This window comes from Robertmurraya sp. GLU-23, from assembly GCF_052983275.1.
In genome coordinates this window covers 69,949-81,718 of record NZ_JBRKCV010000021.1, presented here as the reverse complement: position 1 = coordinate 81,718, position 11,770 = coordinate 69,949, and the positions used below count along the sequence as shown (strand labels likewise).

The 11,770-nt window shown below is 39.0% G+C and carries 12 protein-coding genes; 1 reads left to right on the top strand and 11 read right to left on the bottom strand.

Annotated elements, in window-relative coordinates; genetic code table 11:
* Positions 1–144 precede the first annotated feature (144 nt).
* The 10 genes from ACVBAX_RS22645 to fabL all read right to left on the bottom strand — a co-directional run bounded on the left by ACVBAX_RS22645 (position 145) and on the right by fabL (position 10,101).
* Positions 145–1,041, bottom strand: coding sequence for an ABC transporter permease (locus ACVBAX_RS22645; protein ID WP_447119044.1), 897 nt, complete (start codon positions 1,039–1,041; stop codon positions 145–147).
* Between the two features lie 18 nt (positions 1,042–1,059).
* Positions 1,060–2,064 (bottom strand): ABC transporter permease, encoded by a 1,005-nt coding sequence (locus ACVBAX_RS22640; RefSeq protein WP_119707033.1) that lies wholly within the window; start codon positions 2,062–2,064, stop codon positions 1,060–1,062.
* A 74-nt stretch (positions 2,065–2,138) separates the two neighbouring features.
* Entirely contained in the window at positions 2,139–3,737 is a 1,599-nt protein-coding gene (locus ACVBAX_RS22635; protein ID WP_447119042.1) for an ABC transporter substrate-binding protein, read from the bottom strand.
* Between the two features lie 74 nt (positions 3,738–3,811).
* The gene (locus ACVBAX_RS22630) at positions 3,812–4,777 is read right to left on the bottom strand and encodes an ABC transporter ATP-binding protein (protein WP_447119040.1); all 966 of its coding nucleotides are present in this window, start codon (positions 4,775–4,777) and stop codon (positions 3,812–3,814) included.
* Complete coding sequence (locus ACVBAX_RS22625) at positions 4,770–5,759, bottom strand: ABC transporter ATP-binding protein (protein ID WP_447119038.1); 990 nt, start codon at positions 5,757–5,759, stop codon at positions 4,770–4,772. Before ACVBAX_RS22625 ends, ACVBAX_RS22630 begins: the two co-directional genes overlap by 8 nt.
* Before the next feature lie 213 nt (positions 5,760–5,972).
* The gene (locus ACVBAX_RS22620; RefSeq protein WP_447119036.1) at positions 5,973–7,721 is read right to left on the bottom strand and encodes an ABC transporter ATP-binding protein; all 1,749 of its coding nucleotides are present in this window, start codon (positions 7,719–7,721) and stop codon (positions 5,973–5,975) included.
* A gap of 85 nt (positions 7,722–7,806) precedes the next feature.
* Entirely contained in the window at positions 7,807–8,337 is a 531-nt protein-coding gene (ntdP, locus tag ACVBAX_RS22615) for a nucleoside tri-diphosphate phosphatase (RefSeq protein WP_119710494.1), read from the bottom strand.
* Positions 8,338–8,548: 211 nt separating this feature from the next.
* On the bottom strand, positions 8,549–8,806 hold the full coding sequence (locus ACVBAX_RS22610) for a YgaB family protein (protein ID WP_447119033.1): 258 nt from the start codon (positions 8,804–8,806) through the stop codon (positions 8,549–8,551).
* A gap of 293 nt (positions 8,807–9,099) precedes the next feature.
* Complete coding sequence (locus tag ACVBAX_RS22605) at positions 9,100–9,276, bottom strand: gamma-type small acid-soluble spore protein (RefSeq protein WP_430775983.1); 177 nt, start codon at positions 9,274–9,276, stop codon at positions 9,100–9,102.
* A gap of 75 nt (positions 9,277–9,351) precedes the next feature.
* Entirely contained in the window at positions 9,352–10,101 is a 750-nt protein-coding gene (gene fabL / locus ACVBAX_RS22600; protein WP_447119031.1) for an enoyl-[acyl-carrier-protein] reductase FabL, read from the bottom strand.
* Between the two features lie 105 nt (positions 10,102–10,206).
* Here fabL and ACVBAX_RS22595 point away from each other — a divergent pair, with 105 nt between their 5' ends.
* Positions 10,207–10,431, top strand: a complete 225-nt coding sequence (locus ACVBAX_RS22595; protein WP_251520240.1) for a hypothetical protein — start codon at positions 10,207–10,209, stop codon at positions 10,429–10,431.
* Between the two features lie 38 nt (positions 10,432–10,469).
* On the opposite strand, the gene mutY is transcribed toward ACVBAX_RS22595, so the two are convergent.
* A complete protein-coding gene (gene mutY, locus ACVBAX_RS22590; protein ID WP_447119028.1) occupies positions 10,470–11,564 on the bottom strand; it encodes an A/G-specific adenine glycosylase in 1,095 nt (364 codons plus the stop codon).
* Between the last annotated feature and the right edge of the window lie 206 nt (positions 11,565–11,770).

Genomic DNA, 11,770 nt, shown 5'->3' with positions numbered 1-11,770 from the left:
TCCTTAATTGATTCGTTACCATTTAAATACCTTAAAACCATTTGTATTCTATTTTCCGCTGTAAAATTAGACATAAAAAACCCCATAAATGTAAGATTGATGTCTAACATTTATGGGGCAGTTCATTTTATCAGCTGCTTTTTGTTAGTTCTTCATTCGTGGGTCTAGTGCGTCTCGTAAACCATCCCCCATTAAGTTAAATCCAAGAACGGTCAACATGATGGCAAGCCCGGGGAATATCATTGTCCACGGTGCTTGTATTAGGAATGTTCTTGCATCCGCAAGCATTTTCCCCCATTCAGGGTTTGGTGCCTCCGCTCCAAGTCCTAAAAAACCTAATGCTGCAGCTTCAATAATTGCAGTTGCTATTGCTAAAGTTCCTTGTACAATTATCGGAGCCATACTATTTGGCAACACATGGTGAAATAAAATACGAGAGTTTTTCATTCCCACTGCTTTTGCTGCCATAATATATTCTTCCTGCTTAACCGTTAAAACTCTTGATCGTATTAAACGGCCAAAGTTTGGAATATTGATAATGGCAATCGCAATTAATGCATTACGTAAAGATGGACCAAGGACAGCCACGATTGCAATTGCTAGTAGAATACTAGGGAAAGCAAGCATAATATCAAATGTTCTAGAGATAATCGTATCAACCCACTTACCATAATATCCTGCTAATATTCCTAGTAGACAGCCAACTACAATCGATCCTAATACTGCTAAAAAACCGACCCATAAGGAGATTCTTGCCCCATATACAACTCTTGAGAAAATATCACGACCAAAATCGTCCGTTCCGAACCAATGATCACTCGATGGTGGTACTAAACGGTTAGACAGCATTTGCTCCTTAAACGTATAAGGTGCGATTAAAGGTGCAAATATTGCGACCAAAATAAAGAATATAACAATGAACGCTCCAATTACTGCAAGCTTATTCTTTTTAAAGCTGATCCAAGCTTCCAGCCAGGGTGAAACAACCTTCTCGTCTGTTCCAATAATGGGCTGATCATTTTTTTGTGTTGAAAGTTCCATTGAAGCCCCTCCTTTCAATTAATGGTATTTAATTCGAGGATCTATCGCTGCATACAATAAGTCGATGACTAAGTTAATCATGACAAATATAAAAGCAATAACTAATACTCCAGACTGCACTACCGGATAGTCACGGTAACCAATCGCTTCATAAATATAACGACCAATTCCCGGCCAACTAAATATTGTTTCAGTAAGTATCGCACCACCTAATAATAGCCCTGTTTGTAGTCCTATTATGGTCAAAACTGGAATGATAGCATTTTTTAATGAATGCTTGTACACAACCCAAAACATCTTTAATCCTTTTGCACGTGCTGTACGGATAAAGTCTGAACGCATAACCTCAAGCATGGTTGAACGTGTGATCCTTGCAATGATTGCCATTGGAATTGTGGCTAATGCGATACTTGGAAGGACAAGATGTTTAATGACCTCAACGAGCTGATCAGTTCGTCCTTGAATGATGGTATCAATAATATAAATATTAGTTATAGCAGTAACCGGATTTCTCACTTCTTCCCTGCCAGAAGTTGGAAGCCAATCTAAATTAATAGCAAATACCCATTGTTCCATTAGACCAAGCCAAAATATCGGCATGGATACACCAACTAAAGCTAATACCATGGCCACATAATCGAACCATGAATTTTGGAACCATGCACTGATGATTCCAGCATTAACACCAATTACAACTGCCACTAACATCGCGCAGAACGAAAGCTCAATGGTCGCCATTAAATAAGGGACCATTTCTTCAGAGATCGGAGCTTTTGTCCTAATTGACTCACCAAGATCTCCTGTTAACAAGTTTCCTAGATAATGAAAATACTGAACGAACCATGGCTGATCGAGTCCCAACTGTTTTGTTAATGCCTCAACCGCCTCCTTAGTTGCAAGCTGACCTAGAATTAACTGAGCAGGATCACCCGGTATAGCTCGAATCATAAAAAAGACAACTAATGATAATCCGAGAAGAACTGGAATCAAGGAAAATAATCGTTTAACTGTATAAGTAAGCATAGTCCACCTCGCTTCAATTTAGGATGAATAGAGTGAAAAAAGGGAGCGAAACTCCACTCCCTTTTCCTCATTCATTATTTGAATTCAACCGTTGAAAGAATATCAGAACCAGTTGGATGCGGAAGGAAGCCAGTAATATTCGCTTTTCCTGCTAAAGCTGGTTGTGAGTGTACTAGTGGAATCCATGGAGCATCTTCTTTAATTAATACTTGCGCTTCTTTATAAAGCTTCTCACGCTCAGCTTGGTCAGCTGTAGATTGCGCTGCTACCAATAGATCGTGAACTTCTTGGTTTTGATAGTAAGAGTAGTTATTGCTTCCGATGCTATCTTGGTCAAGTAATACATATAAGAAGTTATCAGCATCACCGTTGTCACCTGTCCAGCCAAGTAGGAATGTATCCGCTTCTCCAAGGCGAGCCTTGTCTAAGTAAGTACCCCACTCATAAGTAACAATTTTGGCTTTTACTCCGATTGCTTCGAAGTTAGCTTGAAGTGCTTCTGCAACCTTTTGTCCATCTGGCATATAAGGTCTTGCTACAGGCATTGCCCAAAGTTCCATTTCAAAGCCGTTTTCGTAACCAGCTTCTTTTAAAAGTTCTTTTGCTTTTTCAGGATCATACTCATAATCAACTACATCATCATTGTATCCAGCAACAACTGGAGGCATTGGGTTCTTCGCAGGCTCCGCAGCTCCAGCATAAAATGCATCAATAAGAGCTTCTTTGTCTACTGCATAGTTAAGCGCTTGACGAACTAACTTTTCCTTCAATGGACCGCGCGTACTTGTTAAACCAAGGTAAGCAATGTTTAAAGAAGGACGGTAGAATGTTTGTAAATCTGCATTGGCCTCAATCGTTCCAACATCCGAGAAGTTTACACCATCAATTAAGTCTACTTCACCTGAAGATAATGCATTTAAACGTGCAGAGTTATCAGGAATCGCACGGAAAATAACTTGGCTAAGCTTCGGCAATCCTTCTTGCCAGTATTCTTCGTTCTTTACGATTGTAATTTTGTCATTACGCTTCCACTCTTTAAATACGAATGGACCTGTACCAACTGGATTTTCCATGAACTTATCGCCATATTCTTCAATTGCAGCAGGGCTCGCAATTGCGAATGGGCTCATTGCTAAGTTTTTATAGAATGGTGCTAATGGAGAATTTAGAACAAATTCAACTGTGTAGTCATCTACCACTTTCACTTCTTTGATACGATCACCGAATTGAGAGTTATAGTAGTAGTATTGTTCTTTATCACCACTTGCCCAGCGGTCAAAGTTAAACTTAACAGCTTCTGCGTTGAAATCTGTTCCGTCATGAAACTTGATACCTTCACGCAGCTTTAATGTATAAGTTAATCCATCTTCACTATTCGACCACTCCGTTGCTAATCCTGGAGCAAGTTCAGTGTCTTGTTCTCCGAATTCAATCAGGGTTTCAAAAATGTTCTTTGTTACTTTGAAAGACTCACCATCAGTAGCAGTAGCCGGGTCTAGTGAGACTGAATCGCCACCACGTCCAAAAACTAATGTATCAACCGCAGCTTCCTCGCTTCCTGAACCTTCTCCTTCTGAAGAAGACTCATTAGCTGTGTTCTTGCTACATCCGACCAATGCTAATGAAAGTATTAGGATAAAAGCAAGGAACATAAGACTAGTTCGCTTTTTCAATGTTTTTCCCCCTCTTAATCTGAGAGTTCACTACTCTCTTTTTTTATTTATCATCCATGCCTCAAGTCACTTTTTTAGTAAAGGTGACATGCAGCAAAGTGACCAGGTTCAACTTCTTTCATTTCGGGTCTTGTTGTTTTACAGATATCCATACAATCCCTGCAGCGTGTGTGAAACGCACAACCCAGTGGAGGGTTAGATGGGCTTGGAAGATCTCCGCTTAAAAGCTCCCGATCCTTTTTGACATCTGGGTCAGGAATCGGAATGGAATCAAGTAAAGCTCTTGTATACGGGTGGAGAGGCTTTTCGTAAAGCTTCTCTGATTCAGTAATCTCTACCAATCTACCTAAATACATAACTCCCACTCGATCACTAATATGTTTGACTACTCCTAGATCATGAGCAATAAAGATATATGTTAAACCAAAGTCCTTTTGCAAATCCTCAAGAAGATTTAACACCTGTGATTGAATGGATACATCAAGTGCTGAAACAGGTTCATCAGCGATAATAAGCTTTGGCTTGGTCATTAATGCACGAGCAATACCTATCCGTTGCCTTTGACCACCGCTGAATTGATGCGGGTATCTCTTCGCATGGTAACTGCTCAAACCAACAACCTCAAGCATTTCTCTCACTCTTCTTTTCCGCTCTTCCTTATCACCCATTCCATGAACGATAAGCGGTTCTTCAAGAATCTTTTCAACCGTATGTCGAGGGTTTAGAGAAGCAAAAGGGTCCTGAAAAACCATTTGAATTTCTTTTCTCATTTTTCTCATTGCATTTGAATTAAGACTTGTTAATTCTTGATCCTCAAAAAAGACCTTTCCCTCTGTCGCCTCTAACAAACGCATTAAAACACGGCCAGTTGTTGATTTGCCACAACCAGATTCACCAACAAGACCTAGCGTTTCTCCCTTTCGAACATAAAAACTAACATCATCAACTGCTTTTACATGGCCGACTGTTTTTCCAAACAAGCCGCCTGTAATAGGAAAATACTTTTTTAGATTATCAACTTTCAATAAAACATTAGTCATGAGCAACAACTCCTTCATGGAGGAAGCATCTTACACTTTGACCATTCTCCAATTGATAGAGTTTCGGATCCTCTATGTAACAACGATCATGCGCCTTATCGCAGCGGGCTGCGAAACGACAGCCTTTTTGTATGGATCCAGGCTTCGGAACGTTCCCAGGAATAGAATAAAGCCGCTCCTTTTTCTCTCTAACATCTGGTACTGATTGTAATAGTCCCATCGTGTATGGATGCTTTGGGTTTTTGAATATATCTCTTACTTCTGCTTCCTCAACAATTTTCCCCGCATACATGACAATAACTCGCTGACAAAGGTCTGCGACCACTCCAAGATCATGAGTAATCATGACGATTGCTGTATCCAGTTTTTCATTCAAATCCTTCATTAACGCTAGAATTTGCGCCTGTATTGTAACATCCAATGCGGTTGTCGGCTCGTCGGCGATTAATAGTCGTGGGTGACAGGAAAGGGCCATCGCAATCATGACACGCTGTCTCATGCCACCTGATAGCTGATGAGGGTATTCATCGATTATTTGTTCTGCACGAGGAAGTCCAACTAGCTTTAACATCTGGATCGCTTCTCTTCGTGCTTCTTTTTTATTCATTTTCTTATGTATTCGAATTCCTTCTATTAATTGATTTCCTATTGTGAAAAGAGGATTAAGGGAAGTCATCGGCTCTTGGAAAATCATCGCTACTTCATTACCTCTTATTTCACGCATCCTTTTCTCCGAAGCTTGAACAAGATTTTCACCATTTAACCAGATCTCACCATTTGTTATTTTCCCTGGCGGCTGGGGAATGAGCTTCATAATCGACAAGGAAGTCACGCTTTTTCCACATCCTGATTCACCAACAATTCCCAGAATCTCTCCCTTATTTACCGAGAAGCTGATTTGGTCAACAGCAGGAATCTCTCCATCTGATGAAAAGAAGGTCGTCTGGAGCTGTTTTACATCTAATACTGGAGTTTGACTCACAAAGTTACTCCTCTCTTACTGAATATTCAATTCATTCTTTTTTTTCATTTTATTCTATAAATACTGGTAAGTCTACAACTATTTCTCAATCTTACTAATTTTTAGAATAATATGTTAACATAGTAATTTTCCCTTGCCATACTCTTTATCATATGAATACCTCTTACAAGAAATGACAAAAAGCCCCCGAAGGTTTCTCCCTCGGGGGTGATGTTAATGCTCCAACTGCTGAATTTGGAATAATTTATAGTAGTTCCCTTGCTTTTTCATCAGTTCTTCATGCTTTCCGATTTCAGAAATCTCTCCATTTTCTATCAAGACTATTCGGTCTGCATGAGTGATTGTAGACAATCGGTGAGCAACAATAAAGGTTGTTCGGTCCTTTGCAAGCTTCTCAAAAGCTTCTTGAATTAATGCTTCACTTTCTAAATCTAAAGCCGAAGTAGCCTCATCCATTACAAGAATTGGCGGATTTTTAATAAATACTCTAGCAATTGCAATCCGTTGCTTTTGCCCACCCGAAAGCTTGACGCCTCTTTCTCCTACCTTTGTCTCGTACCCTTCTGGTAGGTTCATGATAAATTCGTGAGCATTCGCTGCCTTGGCAGCTGCAATTACCTCTTCGTCTGACGCCCCTGGTTTAGCTAGTAAAATATTCTCTTTAACTGAATCACTAAACAAAATACTATCTTGTAACACCATTCCAATTTTATCTCTTAGTGAACGGACTTGTAAGGAACGGATATCTTGTCCATCTAAATAAATTGCTCCACCTGTCACATCATAAAACCTAGGAATTAAGCTAATTAAAGAGGATTTACCTCCACCACTCATACCTACGAGTGCAATGGTCTCCCCTGGTGTTACTTCGAGATTTATGTTTTTTAATATATCTTGTTCATTTTCATTGTATCGAAAAAACACATTTTGGAAGTGGACCTTCCCAACCACTTTTTTACATTCAACTGCATTGGGTGAATCATCAATATCATATTTTTCATCCACAAATTCAAACACACGATCCATGGAGGCAATAGATTGTGTTAATGTCGTGGACGAATTAACCAATCTTCGTAACGGGTTGTACAAACGATCAATATATGCAATAAACGCCACCATTTCTCCTATCGAAAGATCTCCTTGAACAACCTGATAACCTGAATATCCGATCACAATGAGCGGAGCGATGTCTGTTATTGTATTTACAACTGCAAAGGCTTTTGCATTCCACTTTGTATGGTCTAGGGCTTTTATTAGAAAATTCCTATTTTGCTTATCAAAACGGTCCTGTTCATAGTCTTCTACTGCAAAGCTTTTAATAACTGACATCCCTTGAACTCTCTCATGGAGAAAGCTTTGTACTTCAGCAAGGGCCTGAGACCTTTTTCTGGTAAGTCCCCGTAAATTACCGAAAAAATACTTTACGGAAAAGGCGTAAAAAGGAAACAAGACAAGTGAAACAAGTGTTAACTTAACATCCATCATCATCATTAAGATGATCGCTATTGCTATTGTGGCCATATCAAGCCATAAATTCATTAGTCCGGTAATGACAAATGTTTTTGTTTGCTCCACGTCATTAATAACACGTGAGATAACTTCTCCCGCTTTGTTATTTGAATAAAATTTGAAACTCAATTTTTGAATATGCGTGTACAACTTGTCTCTTATATCGTATAAGATCTTACTAGCAACCCATTGGGCATAGTATTGTCGATAGTATTCAATTGGCGGTCTAGCGACAACAAAAATTACCATCATAATGGCCATGATCATAAATAGCTTACTCGTTTTTTCTTCTGCCGATAATGTTTGATTACCAACGATATCATCTAGGACATATTTGATTAAAATCGGAATTAATAGCGGTATGACAAACTTAATGATTCCAATAATGATTGTCCCGATGATTTGTAATCGATAAGGTTTTACAAAGTGTAAATACCTTCGAATGCTACTCATCCTGACACCCTCCATTCAGCTCTTACTTACATAAAGAAAAACCTGTTGCAACTAGTGACAACAGGCGTTTTCTTTTGTTAAATGATTACCGTCTGTATGTTAAATATCTTTCGTACCATGTATCAATAAAATCAGGTGCAAAGGGTCCTTTTCGCTGACGAATCCAACTAATCAGGTTGTCCACATTTGCGCGAAGAATTTTATCAATGACTTCCGGGTAGTTCATCTCAATACGATGACGCTCGTACTCATCCTCGTCTAACAAATTAAAAGTCATATCTGGAAACACTTTAATATCAAGGTCATAGTCAATGTATTTTAATGCTTCTCCATCAAAAATAAATGGGGAGCTTATGTTGCAATAATAATACACTCCATCTTCACGTATCATTCCGATGACATTAAACCAGTATTGAGAATGGAAATAACAAATTGCGGGTTCTCTAGTTATCCATGTTCTTCCATCCGATTCAGTTACGATGGTACGGTCATTTCCACCAATGACTAATCCTTGCGTTCCCTTTAATACGGTAGTCTCCTCCCATACTCGATGGATGTGACCATTATGTTTGTAACTATGTATTTGGATCGGTTCACCTTCCATGGGTACGCCCATTATTCTCCCTACTTTCATTAATCGAACGCTCCCGAAACCTAAAAAATGCTAATATAATAAAAGTTTTCCTCAAAAGGTTACAAAGAACATTTCCTGTTTTCTACTATTATAACGGTAAAACATCGAATTTAAAACAAAGAGCCCTTGAAATTTCTCAAAGGCTTTATAATTTAAGTATAAAATTAGTTGAATTGTGTTATTTTTTCTCTTTTTATCTTTTCAAAGCTATTTCTGCTTCCTGATATGAGCGAATAAGCTCCTCCGTTTGCCTTTCGAAAATATGATGAATTTCACGCAAATCCTGCTTCATTTGTTGAATCTCATCCTGAATACTTTCCAAATTCGCATGCTTTTGCAGCAGTTTCAATTCCTCTTCAATTTCTTGACAGCGTTCAAGCTCTGTTTGTATGTATAGTAGCTTTTCCATTGTAGCCATTTGTTCACCAACTAATCGCGAAAAATCACTCACCTTTGCCCACCGCCTTCTTTTTCGATATATATACTATTCGGTAAGGTTCCTGAGTTTCCTTTGACTAGTTATGTAGACGTATCAGAAGTTTTGTCGAACACGAAAAAGCGGAAGCGCCTTGTTTAGCCCCGACAAGCATAAGACGAATCACGTAGGAAGGCCTGCCTTCTGGAGGGATTTGGCTTATGACCTCGAGGGGCTAGGCGCTGGAGCTGGACACCGAAAAGCGGAAGCGCCTTAAAATAAATAAGGTGCTCTTTCCGATTAGAAAGAGCACCTTATTGTGGTTAATATTAAGAGTTTTGGCCCTTGCGAGATTCAGCTTGAGCGTTTTGTTGTCTTACTTCTTGTGCGTTAGTTTCGCTAGCGAACTCAGTACCGTATTGGCCTTGTCCAGCTGATGCAGCGTTTTGTTGTCTCACTTCTTGAACGTTAGTTCCAGATTGAGTTTTGTTTGGTTGCTTTGCCATTGTAATCACCTCCACAGAGATTAATTTATCCAAGAGGTGATGGGTCTATCCCAAAGAATTTTTTTCCAATTTTTACTACACTAAAAGAGAAATTCCTCCATCAACGATAATCGTTTGGCCACGAATCATATCGGAACCATCACTTAACAAGAACATGATCGTGTTTACCATATCATCAATTTCAACCATTCTCCCAGCAGGTGTTTTTTGTCTGGCTTCTTCCAACATTTCTTCGCGATTTGGAAAATGAAGAAGTGCCTCTGTATCAATTGCCCCACCTGAAACAGCGTTCACTCGAATGTTCTTTGGTGCTAGTTCCACAGCTAAATAACGCGTAAGTGCTTCAAGAGCTGCCTTTGAAACACCAACAGTTGTGTAATTTTCCAAATAACGAATGGATCCAAGTGAACTAATACTCACAATTTTCCCTCCATCATTTTTCTCCATCAGTTTTGCTGCTTCCTGTGCACAAAATAAGAGTGCCTTGCTATTAATATTCATTGTCCAATCCCAGTGAGATTCTTCAAGTTCCATGGCTGGGCGAAGAACACCTGAAGCGGCATTACTTACAAATATATCGAGTCTTCCAAAATGAGCATCAATTTCTTCAAACATGGTTTTGATTTTACTAACATCGCCTACGTTTGCTTTAACAACCAATGCCTTTCTACCAAGTGCCTCAATTTCTGCTGCAGTTTCTAGTGCCGCTTTTTTGCTGCGAGCATAGTTAACGACAATATCGTATCCTTCTTTTGCTAATCGCAGGGCAGTTGCTTTTCCAATACCTCTACTACTTCCTGTAATTAGTGCAACTTTATTTGTCATATGTACATATCCCTTCACTTTCTGATAATTTTTCTTTTATATGAATAGTTCACAAATAAGATTACCACAATACATCTATAAGAAAAATAGAGGATGTGTGAGACAATGTATGTAGGTCGAGATATGACAGAACTCTCAATGATACCAAAAACGGATTGGAAAAATGAAGAGCTAGCTTTTTTCCACCACTCGCTTCAACAAATTATGCCATATTTAAATTCAGAAGGTGTAACCATCCACCGAGAGATTATTAAGGAAATCGAAGGGCGCGGGGGACTTCATCGAAATGAAGCCGACTGGACGCATGGAACTAGGATTTCTTACGACTAAAGATAAGAGGGAGAAAAAACGCCACAAGCTAGTGGCGTTTACTCTTTTTTATAAAATTGACGCAGCATTTTCTGATGGGAAACCGGAAAGGCAAAGCTTTCTATTTCATCCTGGTCAACAAGCTTTAAAGTATCAGATGTTGTGATAGGTGCTAATAAAGTTCCTTCATACACATTAATATTCCATACAAGATGAGAGAAGACATGTTCAATATGACCGACAAGCTCCCCTACATTACACTGAACTCCATATTCTTCCTTAAGGTTGGATACTAATTGTTCTCTATCTCCTAAAACAGGGAGATGGATTTCCATATTTGGAAACTGCCACAAATTCGCAAGCAAACCGGATGAAGGGCGCTTTTGAATAACCGTTCTTCCCTCCGTGTCTTTCAGAACAACTGCTGCGAGTTGAATCTTTCTCTGTTTTTTCGCCTTCGTTTTAACAGGTAATTCGGTTTGAGTTCCTTCCTCGAAGGCATGACAATGGTCACGAACCGGACAGAGCAAGCACGATGGTGAAGTTGGGGTACAAATTAATGCGCCTAGCTCCATTAATGCTTGGTTAAAATATGATGGGTTTTCATGTGAAATAAAGGCACGAACAGCTTCCTCGAATACTTTTCTACTGGATGCTTTTGCAATATCATCCCAAATCGAAAGAATCCTGGAAAACACTCGCATTACGTTTCCATCGACGGCTGGTTCTGGTACTCCATAGGCTATGGAAAGAATAGCTCCTGCCGTATAGGGGCCGACACCTTTTAAGCCAGAAATTTCCTTTGGTGTATTTGGTACTTTTCCTCCATATTGCTCATGAACCTCTCGAACCGCTGATTGAAGATTACGGACTCTTGAGTAATAACCTAACCCTTCCCAAGCCTTTAATACTTTTTCTTCATCAGCATTTGATAAAGCTTCTATTGTAGGGAACTCTGTGATAAATCGGTTAAAATATGGAATGACTGTATCTACCCTAGTTTGTTGAAGCATAATCTCTGATACCCAGACTTTGTAAGGATCTTGGTCTTTCCTCCAAGGAAGGTCTCTTTGCTCTCTTTCAAACCAGCTGATTAAATCCTTTTGAAATTCTTCCTTATTTATATTTGTAACGTTTTTTAAAGAATTAGACATTTTTTTGCCTCCAAAAATTTAAACAAGTACATACTAAGGGAATATAATAGCTTATCCCATTCATTTTTTACGAAATCTTAAAATTCGGACCGTGATATACAGTAAATGTTACAACTACTTTAAAGTAACGATTTATCACTACTTTTACAAGAAAATTATTGATAAAATTAAGATAAGAGAAGGATTAAATATTTCCTAAAAAGGAG

Excerpts from the sequence above, each read along its gene's own strand:
- ACVBAX_RS22645 (WP_447119044.1), bottom strand. The coding sequence starts at position 1,041 with ATGGAACTTTCAACACAAAAAAATGATCAGCCCATTATTGGAACAGAC.
- ACVBAX_RS22640 (WP_119707033.1), bottom strand. The coding sequence starts at position 2,064 with ATGCTTACTTATACAGTTAAACGATTATTTTCCTTGATTCCAGTTCTT.
- ACVBAX_RS22630 (WP_447119040.1), bottom strand. The coding sequence starts at position 4,777 with ATGACTAATGTTTTATTGAAAGTTGATAATCTAAAAAAGTATTTTCCT.
- ACVBAX_RS22620 (WP_447119036.1), bottom strand. The coding sequence starts at position 7,721 with ATGAGTAGCATTCGAAGGTATTTACACTTTGTAAAACCTTATCGATTA.
- ntdP (WP_119710494.1), bottom strand. The coding sequence starts at position 8,337 with ATGGGCGTACCCATGGAAGGTGAACCGATCCAAATACATAGTTACAAA.
- ACVBAX_RS22605 (WP_430775983.1), bottom strand. The coding sequence starts at position 9,276 with ATGGCAAAGCAACCAAACAAAACTCAATCTGGAACTAACGTTCAAGAA.
- fabL (WP_447119031.1), bottom strand. The coding sequence starts at position 10,101 with ATGACAAATAAAGTTGCACTAATTACAGGAAGTAGTAGAGGTATTGGA.
- ACVBAX_RS22595 (WP_251520240.1), top strand. The coding sequence starts at position 10,207 with ATGTATGTAGGTCGAGATATGACAGAACTCTCAATGATACCAAAAACG.
- mutY (WP_447119028.1), bottom strand. The coding sequence starts at position 11,564 with ATGTCTAATTCTTTAAAAAACGTTACAAATATAAATAAGGAAGAATTT.